A 20,851-nucleotide genomic window follows, 5' to 3' on the forward strand; every position below is an offset into this window, starting at 1 on the left:
GGCTTGGCAAGAAATTTCTGCTTGGTACGTCCCTATATATTAATTTCCATATTCTTATTGTTTTTAAAAGGGGACGTACCAAAACGGAATGGCCTGGGCGCAGGCGTGCCGTGCTGGGGAAGTTGGACGGCGTTGCACGGGGCGCGGCAGGAAGCTCTGCGGGGGAGTGTGGCGGGTGCTTCAGGCTTCTTCGGGGCCGCTTTGCGGCGCCGGGCGCTTGCGCGGCCGGCCCCTGGGGGCGGGGCGGGCGCGGCGCGAGGCCTGGGTCTCGAGCTGTTGCAGGAATGCGGCATCGCCTAGCGCCCACTGGCCGAACAGGGCGCGTTCGATCTGCTGGCGCTGGCCGGCGGGCAGGCCGGAGTGCAGCCGTTCCTTGTAGCGCGCCTGGCGGTCGAAGGGGGTATTGCCGTCTTTCCAGTAGTCGGGATGGTCGACCATCCAGGCCGCCGCGGCGGCGACCGCGCCGGTATGGCCCGCGGCGGAGGACCAGGGCCAGTTTTCGGGCAGATCTACATAGGACAACTGCGCCGGCAGCGATTCCAGCCATATCAGGGCCGGCAGCACCCAGCGTCCGGGCTCGACCAGGGCGCTGCGGTAGCGCTCGGCGAACACCCGGCCCTGGCGCTGCTGGGCGGCATAGCGGCGGCCCAGCGCCTGCACCAGCTTGGGCAGGGCTTGCGGGCCCGGCGGCGTGGCCAGCAGGGTGAGGCGGTCATGGACCAGGGACCAGCCGTGCACCTCTACCCGGTGCTCGCGCGCGCTGTCGCCCAGCCAGGTGCAGAGCCGGTCCATCAGGGTCGTGGCGCTCTCGCCTTGCGGGACGCTGCCCAGCGCCTGGGCAAACCGCGCCTGCACGAGCTGCGGTATTTGCGGGGCATAAAGGCGCGGAAGTCTGGCCATGATGGGTGGGGGCGGGGCTGCCCGGCTTCGGGCGCCGTCCGGCGCTTCGTTTGGCCAGTCTGTGGGCTGGCCAGGCTAGGACACCGGCGGCTGCGTAGGGTCCGGGCGAGCGCGCCCCGCGGCGTTCGGGAAAGCTCCAATTCTACTCGCGCCGCCGGGGCCTGTTGCGCGGCCCCGGGCTTTCGCCCTTCTATATACTATGGGGCAGATCGAGCGGCCGCGGTTCGCCCCGCGGCCGCGGACCACCGAACCCGCAAGCAGGAGTACGTATGAAAACCAGAGCGGCCATAGCATGGAAGTCGGGGGCTCCCCTGACGATCGAAGACGTGGAATTGCAGGGCCCGAAAGCGGGCGAAGTGCTGGTGGAAGTCAAGGCCACCGGCATCTGCCATACCGACTACTACACGCTGTCGGGCGCCGACCCCGAGGGCATCTTCCCGTCCATACTGGGCCACGAGGGCGCCGGCGTGGTGCTGGAAACCGGGCCGGGCGTGACTTCCGTGAAGGCCGGCGACCACGTCATTCCCCTGTACACGCCCGAATGCCGCCAGTGCAAGTTCTGCCTGTCGCGCAAGACCAACCTGTGCCAGGCCATCCGCGCCACGCAGGGCAAGGGCCTGATGCCGGACGGCACCTCGCGCTTCACGGTGGGCGGCAAGCCCGTGCATCACTACATGGGCACCTCGACCTTCTCCAACCATATCGTGGTGCCGGAAATCGCGCTGGCCCGCATCCGCGAGGACGCGCCCTTCGACAAGGTCTGCTACATAGGCTGCGGCGTGACCACGGGCGTGGGCGCGGTGGTGTTCACCGCCAAGGTCGAAGCGGGCGCGAATGTCGTGGTGTTCGGCCTGGGCGGCATCGGGCTCAATGTCATCCAGGGCGCCAAGATGGTGGGCGCCGGCAAGATCATAGGCGTGGATCTCAACCCTGCGCGCGAGGCGCTGGCGCGCCAGTTCGGCATGACCGACTTCGTCAATCCCAATGATGTCGAGAATGTGGTCGACCACATCATCGCCCTGACCGACGGCGGCGCCGATTATTCCTTCGAGTGCATAGGCAATACCAAGGTCATGCGCCAGGCGCTGGAATGCTGCCACAAGGGCTGGGGGCAATCCATCATCATCGGCGTGGCCGAGGCGGGCGCCGAGATCTCCACCCGGCCGTTTCAGTTGGTCACCGGGCGCCAATGGAAGGGCAGCGCCTTCGGCGGCGCGCGCGGCCGCACCGACGTGCCGACGATTGTCGACTGGTACATGGACGGCCGGCTCAACATCGACGACCTCATCACCCATACACTGCCGCTGGAGCGCATCAACGAGGGCTTCGACCTGATGCACCGGGGCGAATCGATACGTTCCGTGGTGCTCTACTGATGCCGCAGGATTCCGCCGATCCCCTCGGCCCGCTCGAGCTGCTCGGCGAGCACGGCTGCTTCGCCGGGCGGCAGCGCTTCTATCGCCATGCCTCGGCGGCGATCGGGCTGCCCATGCGCTTTTCCGTGTTCATCCCGGCCCAGGCGGAAGCGTGCCGCGTGCCGGTGCTGTTCTGCCTGGCCGGCCTGACCTGCACCGAAGAAACCTTCATGGTCAAGGCCAACGCCCAGCGCTATGCGGCCGAGCACGGCCTGATGCTGGTCGCGCCCGACACCAGTCCGCGCGGCACCGGCATCGAGGGCGAAGACGACAGCTGGGACTTCGGCACCGGCGCGGGCTTCTACCTGGACGCCGTGCGCGAACCGTGGAGCCGCGCCTATCGCATGGAGACCTATATCTGCGACGAGCTGCTGCGCATCGCCACCACCACCTTGCCGGGCGACGCGAGCCGGGTCGGCATCTGCGGGCATTCCATGGGCGGCCATGGCGCCCTGGTGCTGGCGCAGCGCCATCCGGGACTGTTCCGTTCGGTGTCGGCGTTCGCGCCCATTGCCGCGCCCAGCCTGTGCCCATGGGGTCGCAAGGCCTTCGGCGCCTACCTCGGGCCGGACGCGCAGGACTGGGCCGATCATGACGCCTCGCGCCTGATGGAGCGCTCGCAGCGCCCCTTCCCGGATGGCATCCTGGTCGACCAGGGCCTGGACGACGGCTTCCTGGCCGAGCAACTGTATCCCGAAGCCTTCGAGGCCGCCTGCGCGCGGGCCGGGCAGCCGCTGACCCTGCGGCGCCACCCCGGCTACGACCACGGCTACTACTTCATCACCACTTTCATCCGCGACCACATCGTCTTCCACGCCGAGCGGCTGCGGGCTTGATGGGTCGCTGCGCCGGCCAGGGCAGGTCTGGCGCAAGTGTCTACCACGTGCTCGCAGCCCCTGCCGCATGCGGTGCTTCGAAGACTGTGATTATCCGGACCGCAAATGCGCCGGCAGCTCGGCGGCCGCGCCCCCTGCGGCGGGAGCCGCCGTCGGGGTGGCCGCCTGCGTTGCGGGCCGGCCGCTTATTTCAGGCGTTCGAGCACGGCCGGATTGGCGATGTTGGCTGGATCCGCTTGCCGGCCGGTAAGCACGGCCGCGATATTATCCGCCGCGCCCAGGCCCATGCGCAGGATCGCCGCCGTCGTCATGGCCGCGACATGCGGTGTGATCAATAGATTCGGCGCCTGCAACAGGGGCGAATCGGCCTGCGGCGGCTCGTGCGCGAGCGTGTCCACCGCGGCGCCGGCCAGATGGCCGCTGTGCAGGGCCTCGGCCAATGCGGCCTCGTCGACCAGCGCGCCGCGGCTGGTATTGATGAGCAAAGAGCCCTGTCGCATCAACGACAAGGCCCGCTTGTCCATCATCCCCCGCGTCTGATCGCTCAGCGGGACGTGCAGGCTGACGATATCCGATTGGCCCAGCAATTCATCGAGGCTGCCCACTGTCCGTGCCAAGTCGGGGTCGACCGTTGCGGCGTGCCGCACCAGCGCCACCACCGACATGCCGAGGCAGCGGGCCGTGGCGGCCACGCGGCGCCCGATCCGTCCGAACCCTACCAGGCCGAGCGTGCGTCCCGCGATTTCCCTGCCCTTGTAGATGTCGCGATCCCAGTGCCCCTCGTGCGTGCGCCGGTCCAGCGCGGGCAGATCGCGGCCCAGTGCCAGGATCATGGCGATGGTGTGTTCCGCGACCGCGGGCGCATTCGCGTCGCCCGCGACCATGACCAGCACGCCCTGCCGAGTCGCGGCTTCCAGGTCGACGGAATCCACCCCCGCGCCATGCTTGGCGATGACACGCAAGCCCGGCGCATGGGATAGAACCGTAGCGTTTATCGGCGGATTGCCGCGCATCAGGATCGCCTGCGGCGCCTGGCGGGCAAGCGCATCCAGCAGCCGCGCCTCGGTGATTTCCCCATCCATCATCGTCAGTTGCGCGCCGATATCTTCCAGCTTTTGTATGGCCGGGCGCGCCAACTGCGAGTGGGTGACCAGCACGTGATAGGGCTTGTCGATCGCCATCTCCTTGTTCGTCTTCAATCGGGTTGCGGAGGGGTTCGCCACGAACCCTTCATGTGATGCGCAGTGTAAGCCGCCCCGAGTTTCGCATGCAATTCCAACTTTCTCGTGTCTATAATCCTTGGACATATAAAGTTGCGATTCGCTTCCCTGTGCCAGGAGACCACATGAACATCCGCGCGATCGGCAAGAACTCCCTGGGAAAGGCGCTGCTTCTGGGCGCCGCTGCCTTCGGCCTGTTCAACACGCCTGCGGCCGGCGCCGCCAATGCCTACCCCGCCGAACCCATAAAACTCATCGTTCCCTTTTCGCCCGGCGGCGGGGTCGACAACCTCACGCGCATCATCGCGCCGAAACTTTCCGCGATCCTGAAAGAGACCGTGCTCGTCGACAACAAGCCGGGCGCCAGCGCGAACATCGCCGCCGCGTACGTGGCCCATGCCAAGCCCGACGGCTACACCTTGCTGATGGCCTCTTCCATCCTGGCGGTCCAGTATTCCCTGGGCAAGCATCTTTCGTACGACGCCCTGAAAGACCTGACCGCGGTCGGCCGCGTGGGCTACGGGCCATATGTGCTCGTCACCCCGGCGTCCCTGCCCGTCAAGAACTTCGCGGAATTCAAGGCCTACGCCCAGGCCCATTCCAAATCCCTCTTCTACGGCTCGCCCGGCGTGGGCTCTGGGCACCACCTGAACGGCCTGATGCTGGCCGATGCCCTGCATGTGGACGCCTCGCACGTCGCCTACAAAGGCGGCGCGCTGGCCCTGACCGACCTGCTGGCCGGCAGGCTCACATACATGTTCGCCATCAAGAACGAAGTGTCGCAGTTCATACAGCAAGGGAAACTCACGCCCCTGGCCCTCACCGGGGCCGCGCGCGCAGCCGACCTGCCCAATGTGCCCACCCTGAAAGAACTGGGCCTGCCCGACGAAGGCTTCACCACCTGGTGGGGCCTCATGGCGCCTACGGGCACGCCGGCCAACGTCATCCAGAAACTCGACGCGGCGCTAGAAAAAGTCATGGCCGATCCCGCCACGCAGAAGTCCCTGCAGAACCTCAGCGTGACCCCGGGCTTCATGGACGCCCAGGCCTTCACGACATTTTTCCGCTCGGACGTAACCCGCTACGCCAAGCTCATCAAGAGCAAGAAGATCGAGGCGCAATAACAGCAAGGGCGGGGTTATCCGCCCTTTGGAATGCCGGTGTGCGTTCAGTCAAGCGCGACGGCCTCGGTCGACGAGGCCTCGGCGGACGCGTTCACAGCCTTTTCTCGGGCTGCGTCGCGTAAATGAAGTCGCATGAAATCGGCGGCGGCTTCGCGTTGGTCCGCGAGAAGCAGGTCGATGAGCGTCAGATGCTCCTTGCAGCGTTGCGCCGCAGCCGCTCGATTGACGGCTTTGCCGTATTCCATGAGGCGGCGCAGCCGGTTCAGGCGCCTGAGCGATTCTAGAATGAATACGTTGCCGGATGCCGCGGCGATGCATTCGTGCAGGCGTGTGTTCGCATCGAATAACTGCGCGGGCGATGCCCATTTGGCAGCTCCGTCCACCAGCGCCTGCTGTTCCGCCCGGCACTTGAGCAATCCGTCTCGATCGACCCCGTATGTAGGTTCCAGAATACCGGCGGGCTCGACCAGTATGCGCATCCGGTACCCTTGGTTGTAGGCTGCGCCCGAGGTCAGAACGGGCAGGAATTGCCAGCCGTTTCCAGGAAGCCGCTCGATCCATCCCTCCTGGGAAATGCGGCGCAAAACCTCGCCTAATTGCGTGCGGGTCATTTCGTACCGGCGCATCAGTTCATTCTCGGTCATGCGCTCGGGCAATTCTCCGCTTAGGCGGTCCGCCGCGATTTTCAGGTATATCGGCTCGTCCTCGTTTGCCGGAGGAAGCGCGAACTCGCTGCTGTCGCCTCCGGCCGACGACACGGCATAGCCCCCCTTGGACCGGGCGACGATGGCTCCTCGTTCGGCCAGGATCAACAGCGCTTCGCGCACAGGCGAGCGAGACACGCGAAATCGGGTCGCCAGGCCGCGTTCGGGCAAGGGAGTTCCCTCCGGGATCTGTTCCTGTCTGATCCAGAGTTCGACATTGTTTGCGAGTTGTTCGGCAAGACTGGTGCGGCTCATGCTATCAAGTGTGTTGGCACGCCGCCTCGAAGGATATCGAGGCGGGTGTAGGGCGTAAGGTACGGGGTCGCTTCATAATGCTAATACAGCGCGATGATCGTACCGGCTCAGTCGGCGAAATCATAAAGTCGGGCAGGGGTTTCGACCAGGATGTTTCGATGGACGGCCTCATCCGGCGCCCAGTCGCGCAACAAGTCCAGTGCCGCGCCGGCATCGACCTGGCGAAACGGCTCGATCCTGCTTAAGTCTCCGTTGCGCTGGCTGGAACTTCCAGTATGCGGCCAGTCGGATGCCCAGATCAAACGATCCGGGGCTGTCTCGATCAGCCTGCGTGCAAACGGCGCAAGATCCGCATATGACGCAAGCCTGGAAGCCCGGTAGGGGGCGGACAATTTCACATATACATTGCCGTTGCGCAACAGGTCCAGCAGCGCCTCGAAACCGGACTGCCCCAGCCCCTTCTCCGCCTTCAGTCCGCCGAAGTGATCGAGAATGAAAGGCACGCGGGCCTGGGAAATCGTGCCAGCCATATGCTGGATCAAGCCGAGATCGGCGTGAATCTGGATAGCCCATTCAGGCCCGGCCACCACGTCGAGGGCATCGGCGATAGCTGCCTTCCCGCGCTCGGCGTCGTGTACGCCCTTGACTTCCAGGTTCAAGCGGATGGCTCGCACACCCGCCGCATGCAGCATGTCGATCTGTGCCGGCACGACGCACAACGGATCCACCACGGCGACGCCTCGGGCGCGCCGTCCCAAGCGTCTTAGTGCATCGATCAGGCAACTATTGTCCGTACCGTAACTGCTGGGTTGTACCAAGACCACGCGATCGGTCCCGATCTGCCGCTCGAATGCCTCCAGGTCCGTGATCCCGGCTGGCCCGGGCGTATAGCTTCGTTCGTCAGCATAGGGAAAGCGCGCCGGGTCGAAGACATGCACATGGCAATCACAACTGCGCGCAGGCAGCGTGACCCGCGGGGCATGGATGTGGTTCGGAGTGGGGTTCGGGGGCTTATGGAATGTCGATCCCTCGCGGGGAGGGCGAGACGTGCCGGATGGCGAGGAAATGAGCGGCATCGGCGATATCTCCAAGGGGTGAAGAGGGCAGGTACATAGCTGAAGTGACTGCGACTTTATTTTTATTTGGGCTTTTATTTGATTTTAAAACCACAGAATTGGCGATGCAAGACTAGGCTGTCTGTGCTGGATGGTCTTCTGTGAAATTGTCATGACTCTATGAAATCGTCGCTTCCGGTGGCGAAATCTAGTGCAATTTCCAATTTTAACAAGGGTATACCCTAGTCTTCCCATTATGCTATTTGGTCTTTTATAATTAAATTATGCCATCATGCTGGTTGAGGTCGATAAACAATCGATGGCGCTCATTTTTTTACAGGACCATCATGATCGGTACAAATGAATCGCGAAAAGCCGTAGTGCTACGACCCTCGGATCTCCCTCGCCATGATCGCGGGGGCGGTGCAAGCACCACGCCCCTGGTAGGACCCTCGTGCGGTGCGAGCGCTTTCATCAACGGCATCACGTCGTTCGGGCCTGGCACCGAGATTCCGTTCCACAGCCATAACTGTGAAGAAAGCGTCATGCTCCTGGAAGGCGACGCCATGCTCGACATCGAAGGCCAGGAATCGCTGAGACTCCAGCCATTGGATACGACGTGGCTGCCGCCCAATCTGTCGCATCGCTTTCGCAATCTCTCCAATACTCAGGCAATGAAGATCCTTTGGATCTATGCGCGCATCGATGCGACGCGCACGCTCACCGAATCCGGCCAGACGAATTTCGTTTCGGCCGAGCACAACAAAAAATAAAGCTGGACAACGGAACAAGGAGAACAGAAATGCAGCGACGTCAAATCCTCGGCCATGTGCTGGCCGCTCTTATGGCGCTTCCCATGGCGGCGATGGCCGCTCAGTCATATCCCGACCGGCCCGTGACGATCGTCGTGCCGTTTGCCGTCGGCGGCGGCAGCGACAATATCGCGCGTCTGATTGCCACCAAGCTGGCCACGCGCACCGGGAAGACCTTCATCATCGACAACCGGGGTGGCGGCGGAACGAACATCGGCAACAGCGTGGCGGCGCGCGCGACTCCCGATGGCTACACCTTGCTCTTGGGCCAGTTCACACTGTCCGTGAACCCTTATCTGTATCGCCATTTGCCCTACAAGCCCGACACCTTCGTGCCGGTGGTGCATATTGCCAATGCTCCTACGGTGCTGATCGTGCCCAAAACCTCGCCCATCAAGGATGTGCAAGGGCTCATCTCGGCGGCCAAGGCTGCGCCGGGCAAGCTGAATTTCGGCTCCGGCGGGTTCGGGACGTCAGTTCAACTCGCCGGGGAGTTGTTCAAGCTCAAGACTGGCACCCAGATGGTGCATATCCCCTACAAGGGTAGCGCACCGGCCATGAAGGATCTCATCGGAGGCGAGATCAACATGATGTTCGATACGGCCACATCGGCCCTGTCCTATGTGAAGAATGGGCAGGTTCGGGCCATAGGCATCGCCGCGCAGCAGCGCATGAGCACGCTCCCCGATGTGCCGACCTTTGCCGAACAGGGGCTCAAGGACTTCGATGTGCCTGTCTGGTATGGCTTCGTGGCGCCGGCCGGCACCCCTGCGGCTGCCGTGCAGTGGCTCAATACTCAGGTCGACGCCGTTCTGAAAGACGATGCCGTCGTGAAGCAGCTCAGCAGTCTCGGCGCCGTGCCTGTCGGGGGAACGTCCGCTCAGTTCGGCGATTTCATGAAGGCACAGGCCGCGCGTTGGGAGCACGTCATCAAAGCCGCGGGCATCAAGCCGAACTGATCCGGCGGGATCTAGTTCGCCTCATTCAATTTATTTTCCAGCAAGACAATCCATCATGAAACTCCTCGTTCTCCCCGGCGACGGCATCGGTCCCGAAATCGTGGCCGCCGCGATCCAAGTCCTCAAGGCTGCGGACGCCAAGTTCAAACTAGGCTTTGAATACGACTATGGCGAGGTGGGATTCGCCTCGCTTGAAAAGCATGGCACTACGCTACGAGATGAAATATTGCAGAACGCCCGCGGCTATGCCGGCATCATCCTGGGTACGCAATCACATGCCGATTACCCGCGTCCGGACAAGGGCGGCCACAATATCTCGGCGGCCTTTCGCGTCAAGCTCGATCTATACGCCAATGTGCGTCCGGCCCGCACTCGGTCCTTCCTGCCTTCGAACATGAAGCCGGGCAAGACCATGGATCTGGTGATCATGCGCGAAGCTACCGAGGGCTTCTACCCCGATCGGAACATGGCGATGGGGTGGGGCGAAGTGATGCCTTCTCCCGACATGGCGCTATCGATCCGCAAGATTACGCGCCATTGCAGCGAACGTATCGCCCGCCGGGCGTTCGAGCTGGCCATGAAACGCCGCAAGAAAGTCACTGCAATCCACAAGGCCAACAGCTTCCACATGACGGATGGCTTGTTCCTCGAATGCGCCCGCTCCGTGGCCAAGGATTTCCCCGAAGTCGAGTTCGACGATCTGTTGGTCGATGCGTCGACCGCGCACTTGGTGCGCAATCCGGAACGTTTCGACGTGCTCGTCGCTGAAAACTTCTATGCGGACATTCTTTCCGACTTGGCGTCCGAACTGTCGGGCAGCCTGGGGCTGGCGGGCTCGATCATGGCCGGCGACGAGCTGTGCTGCGCGCAGGCCCAGCATGGCTCGGCTCCCGACATACAGGGGCTGGACAAAGCCAACCCCGTATCGATGATTCTTTCCGTCGCGATGCTCGTGCACTGGCTGGGCGAGCGCCACCGGTCCAACGCCATGCTGGATGCCGCCGCGGCCATGGACGCAGCCGTGGACGCTACGCTGGAAAACCCGCTCTACCGTACCGCGGACCTTGGCGGCAAGCTGGGGTGCGCAGCCTTCGGAGAGCGCGTGGCCGCGTCTCTCTGATCTTGCCGGAACATCCATTTCCCGACGCCGCATGGCGGTGTCGGCCTCGACGCGCTTGCCGGGAATCCGACAATGAACACAGCAATCACCACCATCAATCCCTCAACGGGCCGGGTCCTGGCTGTATATGACGCCTGGGACCGGTCTCGCATCGACCTGGTGGTCGATGCCGCTCATGCTGCCGCGGCTGCCTGGGGACGAGAAGCCCTGGAAGTCCGCAAGGCTGCTGTACGCCGGTTGGCTGAGCAATTGCGTGCCCAGAAGGACCGTTTTGCCGGCCTCATTACGGCCGAAATGGGCAAACCGCTCGCCGAGGCGGCGGCCGAATTGGAAAAATCCGCGATTACGGCAATCTATTACGTCGACAATACGGAACGTTTGCTGCACGACGAAGAAATTGTCATCGACGGCGTGGATGCCTGGGTCTGCTACGAGCCGATGGGCTTGATACTGGCCGTGATGCCTTGGAATTTCCCGGTATGGCAAGTCATGCGCTTCGCCATCCCCGCGATTATCTCGGGCAACGGCGTCCTCTTGAAGCACTCGCCCAACGTCACAGGCTGTGCTCTGGCACTGGAACAACTGTTCAGGGATGCGGGGCTGCCCGAACACCTGATGAGGGCCCTCGTCATCGCGGAGCCCGACGTGCCGCGAGAAATAGAACGGCTGATCGCGGATGATCGTGTCGCGGCCGTCACGCTGACGGGGTCGAATCGGGCGGGGGCCGCCGTGGGAGCCGCCGCCGGCCGAGCCGCCAAGAAGTCCGTACTGGAATTGGGCGGTTCGGACGCCTTCGTGGTGCTGGACGATGCCGACGTGGCCGTGGCTGCAGCGTCAGCAGTGAGGGCCCGTTATAACAATGCCGGCCAGAGCTGTGTCTGCGCCAAACGATTCATCGTTTCGCATAAAGTAGTCGCCGAATTCACCGAGCGTTTTGTGGCGGGCGTTCGTTCTCTGAAAGTAGGAAACCCCACAGCGCCATCGGTGCAGATGGGTCCGCTTGCGCGCGCTGACCTGCGCGATGCCCTGCAACGACAGCTTGATCAGTCGCTCGCCGCCGGTGCACAACTGCTGGCGGGAGGCCGGGCCGTGGCTGGAGATGGTTTTTTCTTCGAGCCCACCGTGGTGGCTAACGCCCGGCCCGGCATGGCTGTGTTTGACGAAGAAACCTTTGGCCCATTGGCCTCGATCGCCGTGGCGCACGATGACGAAGAGGCGATCCGGCTGGCCAATGCGACTCCGTTCGGTTTGTCGGTCAGCATCTGGACCGCGTCGACGCCGCGAGGCGTGCAAGTCGCCAAGCGGATTACTTCGGGCGCAGCGTTCATCAACGCCGTGACGGCCTCGGATGCCCGCCTGCCCTTCGGCGGAACGAAAAAATCCGGCTATGGCCGCGAGCTGGCCGCCGCGGGTGTACGCGAGTTCTCGAACGTGCGAACCTACTGGGTGCCCAAGGCTGTGTGAATGCGGGGCCCACGCCCCGCGCCATAAGGTACCTCAGCCGGCTACTTCAGCAGCCGCCACTGCCCATCCTTGACCGTGATCAGCTCGCGCCCGCGGTCGTCGAAGCCGCTGTGATCCTCGGGCGTCATGTTGTAGACCCCCTGGGTGGCAACCAGCTCGTGGACATTTTCCAGGGCAGTACGCAGCGCGCTGCGAAACTCCTTCGTGCCCGGCTTGGCCGACTTCTCGGCTACCGGCACAGCACGTTCCAGCAGCAGCCCCGCGTCATACACATTGGCGCCGAACGTAGCCGGCTTCTGGCCATACAGCTTTTCATAAGCCGCGATGTACTTCTCGGCCACCTTCTTCGAAGGATTGCTGTCCGGGATCTCCGGCAGCACCAGCATCAGGCTGGCCGCCAGCACCGTGCCATTGACATACTTGCCGCCCAGCTTCAGGAAGGCGGGGAGCGCCGCGCCGTGCGTCTGGTAGAACGTGCCCTTGTAGCCCTGCTTGGCCAGCGTGACCTCCGGCAGCACCGCCGCGCCGCCCGTGCCGGCGATCAGCACCGCGTCGGGCTTGGCCGCGAAAATCTTCAGGGCCTGGCCGGTGACGCTGCTGTCCGAGCGCTGGTAGCGCTCGGTGGCCACCACCTTGATATTGTGCTGCTTGGCCAGATTGCCGAACACCTTCAGCCAGTTCTCGCCGAAGGCGTCGTTCAGGCCTATGAAGCCCACCGTCTTGACGTGCGTCTTGACCATATGGTCGACCAGCGCCTTGGCGATGATGTCGTCATTCTGCGTGGTCTTGAACACCCATTTCTTTTGCGGCGTCATGGGCAGCACCACCGCGGCCGTGCCCACCGGCGCCAGCATCGGCGTGCCGGATTCGGCGGCGAACTGGATCACGCCCATGGCATTGGGCGAACCCGAGGGCCCGATGATGGCGTCGACCTTGTCTTCGGAAATCAGCTTCTTGAAATCGGTGACCGTCTGGTTCGGGTCGCTGGCGTCGTCCAGCGAAATGTACTGCACGTCGAGATTGCCGATTTTCTTGGGCAGCAGGGCCACGGAATTCTTTTGCGGGATGCCCACCAGCGCGGTCGGGCCGGTGGCCGAAGTGACCACGCCGATCTTGAGTTGGGCCAGGGCCGGGGTGGCGGCCAGGGCGGCGGCGACGGCTGCGGCCGTGGCGAGGGTCTTCAATAGCATGGCGTTGTCTCCTGGTAATGAGTGCAAGTTGGAATAGTAGTTGATCGATTCATGGCCGATGGCCCAGGGCCGCGGCGTGTCTGCCGCAGGCCTGGCATGCATGCCCCGGCGCCCGCCGGCGGATATTCCGGCTGCGCCGCGGCCAGGGCATCAAGTATAAGTAGTTCATGCTTGAAATAAAAGAATGGCCGGAGGGCGGCGCGACCCGCATCATATCGTGATCGAGCCTATGCTGGCTCCGCCGCACACGTACAGCGTCTGCCCGGTGATGAACCCGTTGGCCGGATCCGCGAAGAACATGACCGCGCGCGCCACGTCGTCGGCCCTGCCCAGGCGCTGCACCGGGATGCCGCGGGCGATGTTGCGCTCGCGCTCGCTGCCCGAGGGCACCACGTCGTAGAACATGTCGGTCTGGATGGGGCCGGGGGCGACGACGTTCACCGTGATGCCTTCCGGGGCGAGTTCCAGCGCCCAGGTACGGGCCATGCCTATCATGCCGGCCTTGGTGGCGGAATAGGCCGTGCGGGTCTGCAGGCCCAGCGCGCCGCGCGAGGACATCAGCACGATGCGGCCGTAGCGGCGCTCGCGCATGCCGGGCAGGAAGGCCTGGGCCAGCGTGATCGCCGAGCCCAGGTGCAACTGGGTCAGGCCCTGCAGTTCGTCCAGGGTCACATCGGGCAGCAGGTGCGGCCAGATCACCCCGGCGTTGTGCACGAAATGCGTGACGGCATGCTCGCGGGCGAGTTGCGCCGCGGCCTGCGCCACCGCCTGCGGATCGAGCAGATCCACTTCCAGGGAACGCAGTTTCGGATGATCGAATCCCGGGGCGCGGCGCGCCACGGAAACCACTTCGTAGCCGGCGTCCAGCATCTGGCGGCAGATCTCGGCGCCGATGCCTGCGCTGCCGCCGGTCACCACGGCTGTATTGGAATTTGGCAAGAGGATTCTCCGGTTTCAGGCAGGTTTGCAGTCAGGGCGGCAGCCGTGACGCGGCGGCGTTGCGGGAACGCGGTGTCGGCTACAGTTGCGGGCGGCACGGCGAGACATAAGAGCGGGCCCGTTGCTGTCATTGCAAATCCGCATCAGGGTTGCGGGGTCAGAGCCAGCACGCGCAGCGGGCTGCCCGAGCCGCGCCGGATCTTCAGCGGCGCCGAGAAGATCACTGCCCCGGTGGGCGGCAACTGGTCGAGATTGGTCAGGCACTGCAGGCCGTAGCGGTTGTTGCCGTGCATGAAGTAGTGGCAGGGAAAGGGCGGGTCCAGGTGCTGCGCCTGGCCGGTGTCGGTGCCCACCGATTCGGTGCCGAAGCCGTGCACGTCGCGCTCCTTGACGAGCCAGGGCACCACTTTCGCGTCCGGCCCGGGCGAGTGGGCGCCGTCTTCGCGCATGTTCAGGTAGTCCTCGGGCTTGGATCGCTTGGACCAGTCGGTGCGCATCAGCACCCAGGAACGCGGCTTGATGCGGCCGTGGCGTTCTTCCCATTGCCGTACGAAATCCACCGTCAGCAGGAAGTCGGCGTCCTCGCGCGCCTGGGCCGAGCAGTCTATGACCGCCGCCTCGGCGATGAAGGCCTGTATGGGAATGGTGTCCACGGTATTGTCGGGCTGGTCCTTGCCGCTGACCCAGTGCACCGGGGCGTCGAAGTGGGTGCCGGTGTGCTCCGAGCAGGAAAAATTATTCCAGTACCAGGCCGGGCCGCGCTCGTCGTAGCGTGAAATTTCCTCGATGCGGAAGGGCCATGCCTGGCCGAATTCGGGCGGCAGCACGATGGTGGGAAAGTCGGGCGACAAGGTCTCGGTCAGGTCGACGATGCGGATCTTGCCCGCAACGAGTTCGGACATGAACTGTGCCAGGACAGGGGTGCTCATGGTGTCTCCATCAAAAGGCCGCGGGACGCGCCGCGCGGCGGTTCGGTGCGCGGGCTCACTGGCCCAGTTCGCGTTCCAGGCCCTTGGGGTTGTCGCGCAGGCGCTCGACGAATTCGCGCGCCACATCGCCGACGTAGGCGTCTTCCGTGCCATTGCGCAAGGCCTGGACCACGGCGTCGGCGACCGCCTTGGGGTTGACCCGCGGCGGCGGGGTGAGTTGTTCCCATTCGTGGTCCACGGGACCGGGAAAGACGTTTATCACGCGCACGCCGGACTGGCGCAGTTCGTGGCGCAGGCATTGCGCCACGGAAAGCGCCGCCGCCATCGAGGCCGACCACAGGCCGCGCGCGGGCAGGTTGAGGTGCGCATAGATGGACAGCACGTTGACCCAGGCCACGGCGCTGTTCACGCCGTCGGCCGCGCGTCCCGCCATGGCCGGCCCGAAGTGCTGCGCCAGCCGCAGCAGGCCCATGCAATTCACGTCCAGGGCGTCGCGTGCCTTGTTCAGGTCGCGGTTGTACAGCACACCGCCGTCGCGCTCGTAGCCGGCGGTGTTGACCAGGATCTCGACCTTGCCGCCGATCGAGCGCGAGATGCGTTCGACCGAGTCGCTGTCTGTCACGTTCAGGGGCTGCGCCTGGATGCGAGGGTCCTGGCACAGTGCGTCGAAGTCCACCGAGCGCTTCCAGGTCTCGGGGTCGCCCACGAACACCGTGGTGGCGCCGGCCTCGAGCAGGGCCCGGGCCACGGCCATGCCCACCGGCGTCTTGCCGTCGGTGACCAGGGCGCGGCGGAATTTGGGGTCGCAGGATGTTTCGCGCAAGGTGGGGTCGTCTTCCATGTTCGGCGTGGCCTGTGCGGGTAGGGCGATCATCACGGCCTGGCCGCTGCGATCGAGTTTGAGGGACAGCCTGACCGGCTCGCCGTCTTTGCAGTCGCCGTGGACATGGGCGATGACGGAGGGGCCGGCCGCCATGCGCACCGTGCCGATGCGCCAGGGCAGCCGTTCGCGGAAATACAGATCGTTGCTATGATGCAGGGTGGTGCTGGCCAGCAGCGTGCCGGCCGGGTCGACGGCGCGCCATTCCAGGTGTTCGGAAAGGCAGTTGCGGCAGACTTCGCGCGGCGGATACTGGACGGTGCCGCAGTCGGCGCAGGTCTGCAGGTCGAAGCGGCCGGCGGCGGCCGCGGCGGTCAGGCCCAGCGCCCGGCGGCTGCGGGTGGCGGGCGGCAGCGTCGGCTGGCGCGTGCGCGCCATGGGGTTCTTTTTCGGAGGCCGGGAAAGAGGATGGGTCATGCGTCGCTCCGGGCCAGCAGCGCCGCGCCGGTGCACAGGCCGCGGTCGTAGTTGATCATGCCGAAGCCGCTGACCAGGCCGATGCGGGCGTCGGCTACCTGGGTGGCGCCGGCCGTGCCGGTGAGTTGGCGCAAGGCCTCGACCATGCCGAGGTAGCCGCCGGCGGCGCCGGCCTGGCCGACGGAAAGCTGGCCGCCGTTGGTATTGAAGGGGAAGCTGCCGTCGACGGTGAAGCTGTGTTCGCGCACGAAGCCGGGCGCCTCGCCCTTGGCGCAAAAGCCCAGGTCTTCGATCTGCATCATGTTGATGACCGGATAGTCGTCGTACGCCTGCATGAAATCGACGTCTGTCGGCGCGACGCCGGCATGTTCATAGAAGGCGTCGCGGTCCATGGTCCAGCCGCCGCGCATCTGCATGGGGTCTTCGGTCCAGGCGTTGTGCCGTTCGATGGTGGACAGGATGCGGACGGCCGGCAGGCCGAGCCGGCGGGCGCGCTCCTCGCTCATGACCAGGAAGGCGTCGGCGCCGGCGCAGGGCATGACGCAATCGAACAGGTGAATGGGCTCGGTGATCAGGCGCGCGTCCAGGTACTGCTGCAAGCTGAGCGGCTTTTTCATCAGGGCATGCGGGTAGCGCAGGGCATTGTCGCGCTGCGCCACGCACAGCTTGCCGAAATCCTCGCGCGTGGCGCCGGTCTGCCGCATGTAATTGGCGGTGAGCAAGGCGAAGCTGGCATTGGGGCCGCCGGCGCCGTAGGGATATACCGCGTCCTGCGCGAAGCGCGAGAACTGGCTGAGGGTATGGCGGAAGGAGTCGACGTGGTTGGTGTCGCCGGCCAGGCAGGCGACGATCTCGGCGTCGCCCGCCTGCACGGCGCGCGCCGCGCGGCGCAGCGCCACCACGCCGCTCGCCCCGCCCATGGGGATGTGGTCGAGCCAGCGCGGGCTCATGTCCAGGTGCTGCACCAGCCCGACGGCAGTGTCGGGCGCCAGGGTGAAGCTGGAGACGCTCAGCCCGTCGATGTCGTGCTTGGCCACGCCCGCGCCGCGCACCAGCGCGCCCAGGGCGCGGCCCAGCCACCAATGGGCGCTGCGTATCGAATAGCGCACATAGGGCAGGCTCACCGGCAGGCAGGCGACCACCCCCTGGTAGCTCATGCGGGCGGCCGTCACGTCGCGATCTCCTGGCGCTTCTTCATGGCGCAGGTATCTACGCACATGGCGGTGCCCGGCAGTGTGGGCGCCAGCTTCTTGAGCTCGCCGCGCTGGATCTTGTTGGTGGCGGTCAGCGGCAGCGCGTCGACGAAGGCCACGTAGCCCGGCACCTTGTAATAGGCGAGCCGGGCCAGGCTCCAGGCGACGATATCGCGCGCCAGGTCCTCGGCCTGGCCGGGCGCGGGCGGCGCGGCGCATACGACGCAGGCCAGCACCTCGTCGCCGCGCACCGGGTCGGGCACGGCGGCCACCGCCGCGGCCTTGACCGCCGGATGCTGCAGCAGCACGCTTTCGACCTCCACTGCCGCGATGTTCTCGCCGCTGCGCCGGATCACGTTCTTCTTGCGGTCCACGAAATGCAGATAGCCCTGGGCATTGCGGCGCACGATGTCGCCGGTATGGAACCAGCCGCCTTCCCAGGCCTCGCGGGTGGCGGCCTCGTCCTTGAGATAGCCGGCATAGAAGCCGAAGCGCGGATTGTCGCCGCCGTGGCGCACCAGCAGTTCGCCGTTCTCGTCCACGCCGGCCGGCTGGCCGGCATCGTTGACGATGCGCACCTGCACGTCCGGTTCTTCTTTTCCGAAGCAACTGGTGCCGATGAAGCGCGGCTCGTGGTTGGCGATGATGACGGCGCCCGAGCCGGTTTCCGTCATGGCCCAGGCCTCGAGCAGGGGAAAGCCGAAGCGCTGCTCGAACGGCGCGTGCAGCGAACGGTCTATGCCGGCGCCGAAGCCGAAGCGCACGCGATGTTCCGTATCGTGCGGCGTGGGCTCGGCCTTCATCAGGATGGCCGGCATGACGCCCAGGTAGTGGACGATAGTGGCGCGCGATTCGCGCACCGTGTCCCACCAGCTGCGCGGATGAAAGCGGTCTATGGGGATCAGGCAGCCGCCGCTGACCACCATGGCCATGGAGGACGTGGCCATGGCGTTCATGTGCACCAGCGGCAGGGGCGTGAGCATGCGCTCGGCGCCGGGCCGCAAGTGCGCCAGGCCGCCCACCGCGGCATACCAGCGGCCCGCATGCAGGAAGTATTCGTTGGGCAGCATGCAGCCCTTGGGCTTGCCGGTGGTGCCCGAGGTATAGAGCAGCGCGCACTCGGTGGCGGCGTCCACGGGGCGCGCGGCCAGGGGCGCGGCCTGCAGCGCGGCCGGAGGCTCGTCGTCGGGGCCCGCCACGGCCAGCTCCCGTCCGGCGGCCCGCGCCGCGGCGCGCAACGCCTCGTGGTGGCTGGGCAGGGCGATGGCCACGCAGATCTCGGAATGGCCGACCAGGTATTCCAGCTCGGCCGCGCGCAACTCGGCATTGATGGGCACGACCGACACGCCCAGCGCGTTCAGCGCGAACCAGTGCAGGAAGAAGGCCGGCCGGTTTTCCAGCAGCAGCCCGGCGCGATGGCCGTGGCCATAGCCGGCCTGCGCATAGCGCGCCTTGAGGGCGTCGATGCGTTCGAGGAACGGCCGGTAGAGGATTTCTCCCGCCTCGATGCCGTAGATGCCCGCGGTTTCGGGCATTACGCACAAGAAGGGCTGCTTGGGCCACTGCGCCGCGGTGTGGGCGTAGGCGCGGTATACGGTGTCGGGTAGCGTCATCGTGGCAGGGCCTACATGAATAACTGGATGCTGCGGAACGAGGCATCGCAATTGACCAGGTCGATGCGTTTTTGCCGGATGCGCAGCCCCTGGTCGCCGGAGCTCAGCTCGTAGCCGGCCCAACCCGCATACAGCGTTTGCTGGTCCAGCCGCGTCTCGACATAGTGGAAGGCGGCGCGCAGCGCGTATTGGCCCTGTTCGGGCTTGTGCCAGGGTTGCGCGGTCTCGATGCTGGGCCGCTGCAGCAGGTGATGGCTGCGGCTGCGCGGCTGCTGGGAATAGGTGCGCAATCCCGCCAGGCGCTCGACCCTAACCCGCAGCAGCAGCTTGTCTTCGTACATCAGCGAGGGCTGCAGGCGCGGGTCGGTCTGGTCATGTTCCAACGGCATCCAGTAGTGGCCGTCTTCGGCGTACAGGTCCAGCCAGGCTTCGAATTGCTGTTCATCCAGCAAGCGCGCCTCGGCGTAGACGAAGTCGATGAGTTCGTCGGGGCTATGCGATTTCATGCTTGCTCCTGTGCGCCGGGGGCCATGAAGCGCGCCCAAGCCTGGTACTGGTTGCGCATCTGCCATTCGCTGGTGCCATTAGTGATCTCGTTCTTGCGGCCGGCCTCGCTGGGATCATAGAGCCGCGCCACATTGACCCAGTCGCGGCCGCGCGCATGCAGGCCGTGCTGCGAACGTTCGTAGACCTCGAGGTCGTCGTGGCCCACCACCGAGGTGGGGGCGTTGATCAGGCGGTTGTACATCAGGGTGCGCTCCAGCAGCAGGTCGGGCGCGCCTTCCAGGCGGAAGGCCCAGGACTCGACCAGGGTCTTGTCGGCGGCCAGCGGCTTGAAGATGCGCAGCGTCTGGATCGGGCCCTTGACCATGATGTTGGGGAAGTACGTGGTGTTGTGGCGCGTGTCGGCCAGGATCTGGTGGGCGCGCTCTTCGCCGTAGGCTTCGGTCATGGCTTCCATGTAGCCCGGCACGCTCGAGTAGGCGGCATGTATGGAGTTGTGCACGCCGGTGTGGCCGTGGCCGTTTTCCCAGACGCGTATGCCCATGTTCTCGAAGAATTCGTAGGGCGAGATGAAGGGCGCGAACTGTTCCACGGCCATGGGCTTGGACGTGCCTTCGGGCGCTTGTTCCCAGACCTTGACGGCGGTGCCGGCCGAGGATTCATGCGCCACCATGGGGTGGCAGGTGTCGGTCTGGTTGTCGACCAGCATCTTCCAGTTGCAATCGTGCAGGTAGCGCAGCGGCGCCCCGGCCACCGTCAGCCTGCCCTGCGGCGAGCGGTCGACCATATTGTCGAGGGTCGACAGGGACTCGCCGAAGAAGTCCTCGAAGGAAATGCCGGCGGGGCTCAGGCGGCAGAAGACGAAATCGCGGTAGTCGCGCACGTTTTCCACGGCGGCCATGCCCTGGCTGGCCTCGCACTGCGCGAAGACCTCGGGGTCGTAGCCTTTCTTCAGGGGCACCGACAGCAGCTTGCCGTCGGTCTTGAAGGTCCAGGCGTGATAGGGGCAGCGGAAGAACTTGCCGGTATTGCCGCAGCCCGCGCCCGCCACCATCACGCCCTTGTGCGGACAGCGGTTGTACAGCACTTTGACGCTCTTGTCGGTGTGCCGCACCATCACCACCGGCTGCGTGCCCACGGTGGTCGTGTAGAAGTCGCCCACGTTGGGGATCTGGCTGCCATGGCCCACATACACCCAGGTATTGGCGAAGAGCCTTTCCATTTCCAGGTCGAAGACTTCGTCGTCGATGAAAAGGTCTTTATGCACTTCTGTGGGGCGCACCAGCGCCTCCAGTGCGGCGGGATCGTTGCGGTAGTTCATC

Annotated in this window: 19 protein-coding genes; 7 read left to right on the forward strand and 12 right to left on the reverse strand. The window is 65.1% G+C overall.

The features are described from left to right. Nucleotides 1–180: 180 nt before the first annotated feature. Nucleotides 181–900, reverse strand: a complete 720-nt coding sequence (locus KVP10_RS11340; RefSeq protein ID WP_217964707.1) for a hypothetical protein — start codon at nt 898–900, stop codon at nt 181–183. A 269-nt stretch (nt 901–1,169) separates the two neighbouring features. Between KVP10_RS11340 and KVP10_RS11345 the strand changes: the two genes are divergently transcribed. Together KVP10_RS11345 and fghA are read left to right on the forward strand one after the other, a co-directional pair. After that, nucleotides 1,170–2,276 carry an S-(hydroxymethyl)glutathione dehydrogenase/class III alcohol dehydrogenase gene (locus KVP10_RS11345; protein ID WP_217964708.1) on the forward strand — a complete coding sequence of 369 codons (1,107 nt, stop codon included), beginning with the start codon at nt 1,170–1,172 and terminating at the stop codon, nt 2,274–2,276. Then, entirely contained in the window at nt 2,276–3,151 is an 876-nt protein-coding gene (fghA, locus tag KVP10_RS11350) for an S-formylglutathione hydrolase (RefSeq protein ID WP_217964709.1), read from the forward strand. Before KVP10_RS11345 ends, fghA begins: the two co-directional genes overlap by 1 nt. A gap of 185 nt (nt 3,152–3,336) precedes the next feature. Here fghA and KVP10_RS11355 read toward each other — a convergent pair whose 3' ends face one another. Next, a complete protein-coding gene (locus KVP10_RS11355; RefSeq protein ID WP_217964710.1) occupies nt 3,337–4,350 on the reverse strand; it encodes a hydroxyacid dehydrogenase in 1,014 nt (337 codons plus the stop codon). A 146-nt stretch (nt 4,351–4,496) separates the two neighbouring features. Between KVP10_RS11355 and KVP10_RS11360 the strand changes: the two genes are divergently transcribed. Then, nucleotides 4,497–5,495 carry a Bug family tripartite tricarboxylate transporter substrate binding protein gene (locus KVP10_RS11360; protein ID WP_217964711.1) on the forward strand — a complete coding sequence of 333 codons (999 nt, stop codon included), beginning with the start codon at nt 4,497–4,499 and terminating at the stop codon, nt 5,493–5,495. A gap of 44 nt (nt 5,496–5,539) precedes the next feature. On the opposite strand, the gene KVP10_RS21430 is transcribed toward KVP10_RS11360, so the two are convergent. Beyond that, the gene (locus KVP10_RS21430) at nt 5,540–6,454 is read right to left on the reverse strand and encodes a GntR family transcriptional regulator (RefSeq protein WP_217964712.1); all 915 of its coding nucleotides are present in this window, start codon (nt 6,452–6,454) and stop codon (nt 5,540–5,542) included. A 107-nt stretch (nt 6,455–6,561) separates the two neighbouring features. Beyond that, nucleotides 6,562–7,530 (reverse strand): amidohydrolase family protein, encoded by a 969-nt coding sequence (locus KVP10_RS11370; RefSeq protein ID WP_217964713.1) that lies wholly within the window; start codon nt 7,528–7,530, stop codon nt 6,562–6,564. A gap of 326 nt (nt 7,531–7,856) precedes the next feature. On the opposite strand from KVP10_RS11370, the gene KVP10_RS11375 reads away from it, so the two are divergent. The 4 genes from KVP10_RS11375 to KVP10_RS11390 all read left to right on the forward strand — a co-directional run bounded on the left by KVP10_RS11375 (nt 7,857) and on the right by KVP10_RS11390 (nt 11,864). Beyond that, a complete protein-coding gene (locus KVP10_RS11375; protein WP_217964714.1) occupies nt 7,857–8,282 on the forward strand; it encodes a cupin domain-containing protein in 426 nt (141 codons plus the stop codon). Between the two features lie 29 nt (nt 8,283–8,311). After that, nucleotides 8,312–9,280 carry a Bug family tripartite tricarboxylate transporter substrate binding protein gene (locus KVP10_RS11380; protein WP_217964715.1) on the forward strand — a complete coding sequence of 323 codons (969 nt, stop codon included), beginning with the start codon at nt 8,312–8,314 and terminating at the stop codon, nt 9,278–9,280. A 55-nt stretch (nt 9,281–9,335) separates the two neighbouring features. After that, a complete protein-coding gene (locus KVP10_RS11385; RefSeq protein ID WP_217964716.1) occupies nt 9,336–10,400 on the forward strand; it encodes an isocitrate/isopropylmalate dehydrogenase family protein in 1,065 nt (354 codons plus the stop codon). Nucleotides 10,401–10,472: 72 nt separating this feature from the next. Then, complete coding sequence (locus KVP10_RS11390; RefSeq protein WP_217964717.1) at nt 10,473–11,864, forward strand: aldehyde dehydrogenase family protein; 1,392 nt, start codon at nt 10,473–10,475, stop codon at nt 11,862–11,864. A gap of 41 nt (nt 11,865–11,905) precedes the next feature. Here the strand turns inward: KVP10_RS11390 and KVP10_RS11395 are convergent, their stop codons facing one another. The 8 genes from KVP10_RS11395 to KVP10_RS11430 all read right to left on the reverse strand — a co-directional run bounded on the left by KVP10_RS11395 (nt 11,906) and on the right by KVP10_RS11430 (nt 20,850). Beyond that, complete coding sequence (locus KVP10_RS11395; protein WP_217964718.1) at nt 11,906–13,054, reverse strand: ABC transporter substrate-binding protein; 1,149 nt, start codon at nt 13,052–13,054, stop codon at nt 11,906–11,908. A gap of 210 nt (nt 13,055–13,264) precedes the next feature. Next, complete coding sequence (locus KVP10_RS11400; RefSeq protein ID WP_217964719.1) at nt 13,265–13,993, reverse strand: SDR family NAD(P)-dependent oxidoreductase; 729 nt, start codon at nt 13,991–13,993, stop codon at nt 13,265–13,267. Nucleotides 13,994–14,136: 143 nt separating this feature from the next. Further along, the gene (locus KVP10_RS11405; protein WP_217964720.1) at nt 14,137–14,922 is read right to left on the reverse strand and encodes a cyclase family protein; all 786 of its coding nucleotides are present in this window, start codon (nt 14,920–14,922) and stop codon (nt 14,137–14,139) included. A gap of 55 nt (nt 14,923–14,977) precedes the next feature. Next, nucleotides 14,978–16,219: an SDR family NAD(P)-dependent oxidoreductase gene (locus KVP10_RS11410; protein WP_217964721.1), complete on the reverse strand. Its 1,242-nt coding sequence runs from the start codon at nt 16,217–16,219 to the stop codon at nt 14,978–14,980. Beyond that, complete coding sequence (locus KVP10_RS11415) at nt 16,216–17,376, reverse strand: thiolase family protein (protein ID WP_217964983.1); 1,161 nt, start codon at nt 17,374–17,376, stop codon at nt 16,216–16,218. The genes KVP10_RS11410 and KVP10_RS11415 overlap by 4 nt, the downstream gene beginning before the upstream one ends. An 11-nt stretch (nt 17,377–17,387) precedes the next feature. Beyond that, nucleotides 17,388–19,025 (reverse strand): AMP-binding protein, encoded by a 1,638-nt coding sequence (locus KVP10_RS11420; protein WP_217964722.1) that lies wholly within the window; start codon nt 19,023–19,025, stop codon nt 17,388–17,390. Between the two features lie 11 nt (nt 19,026–19,036). After that, the gene (locus tag KVP10_RS11425) at nt 19,037–19,531 is read right to left on the reverse strand and encodes an aromatic-ring-hydroxylating dioxygenase subunit beta (protein WP_217964723.1); all 495 of its coding nucleotides are present in this window, start codon (nt 19,529–19,531) and stop codon (nt 19,037–19,039) included. Further along, on the reverse strand, nt 19,528–20,850 hold the full coding sequence (locus KVP10_RS11430) for an aromatic ring-hydroxylating dioxygenase subunit alpha (RefSeq protein WP_217964724.1): 1,323 nt from the start codon (nt 20,848–20,850) through the stop codon (nt 19,528–19,530). The genes KVP10_RS11425 and KVP10_RS11430 overlap by 4 nt, the downstream gene beginning before the upstream one ends. Nucleotide 20,851: the final 1 nt, after the last annotated feature.

The organism is Candidimonas humi, from assembly GCF_019166065.1.
GTDB classification, from domain to species: domain Bacteria; phylum Pseudomonadota; class Gammaproteobacteria; order Burkholderiales; family Burkholderiaceae_B; genus Candidimonas; species Candidimonas humi.

Coding starts and splice junctions, on each gene's coding strand:
- KVP10_RS11375 (WP_217964714.1), top strand. CDS start 7,857: ATGATCGGTACAAATGAATCGCGAAAAGCCGTAGTGCTACGACCCTCG.
- KVP10_RS11370 (WP_217964713.1), bottom strand. CDS start 7,530: ATGCCGCTCATTTCCTCGCCATCCGGCACGTCTCGCCCTCCCCGCGAG.
- KVP10_RS11340 (WP_217964707.1), bottom strand. CDS start 900: ATGGCCAGACTTCCGCGCCTTTATGCCCCGCAAATACCGCAGCTCGTG.
- KVP10_RS11360 (WP_217964711.1), top strand. CDS start 4,497: ATGAACATCCGCGCGATCGGCAAGAACTCCCTGGGAAAGGCGCTGCTT.
- KVP10_RS21430 (WP_217964712.1), bottom strand. CDS start 6,454: ATGAGCCGCACCAGTCTTGCCGAACAACTCGCAAACAATGTCGAACTC.
- KVP10_RS11380 (WP_217964715.1), top strand. CDS start 8,312: ATGCAGCGACGTCAAATCCTCGGCCATGTGCTGGCCGCTCTTATGGCG.
- KVP10_RS11425 (WP_217964723.1), bottom strand. CDS start 19,531: ATGAAATCGCATAGCCCCGACGAACTCATCGACTTCGTCTACGCCGAG.
- KVP10_RS11395 (WP_217964718.1), bottom strand. CDS start 13,054: ATGCTATTGAAGACCCTCGCCACGGCCGCAGCCGTCGCCGCCGCCCTG.
- KVP10_RS11415 (WP_217964983.1), bottom strand. CDS start 17,376: ATGAGCTACCAGGGGGTGGTCGCCTGCCTGCCGGTGAGCCTGCCCTAT.
- KVP10_RS11410 (WP_217964721.1), bottom strand. CDS start 16,219: ATGACCCATCCTCTTTCCCGGCCTCCGAAAAAGAACCCCATGGCGCGC.
- KVP10_RS11430 (WP_217964724.1), bottom strand. CDS start 20,850: ATGAACTACCGCAACGATCCCGCCGCACTGGAGGCGCTGGTGCGCCCC.
- KVP10_RS11345 (WP_217964708.1), top strand. CDS start 1,170: ATGAAAACCAGAGCGGCCATAGCATGGAAGTCGGGGGCTCCCCTGACG.
- fghA (WP_217964709.1), top strand. CDS start 2,276: ATGCCGCAGGATTCCGCCGATCCCCTCGGCCCGCTCGAGCTGCTCGGC.
- KVP10_RS11385 (WP_217964716.1), top strand. CDS start 9,336: ATGAAACTCCTCGTTCTCCCCGGCGACGGCATCGGTCCCGAAATCGTG.
- KVP10_RS11405 (WP_217964720.1), bottom strand. CDS start 14,922: ATGAGCACCCCTGTCCTGGCACAGTTCATGTCCGAACTCGTTGCGGGC.
- KVP10_RS11420 (WP_217964722.1), bottom strand. CDS start 19,025: ATGACGCTACCCGACACCGTATACCGCGCCTACGCCCACACCGCGGCG.
- KVP10_RS11390 (WP_217964717.1), top strand. CDS start 10,473: ATGAACACAGCAATCACCACCATCAATCCCTCAACGGGCCGGGTCCTG.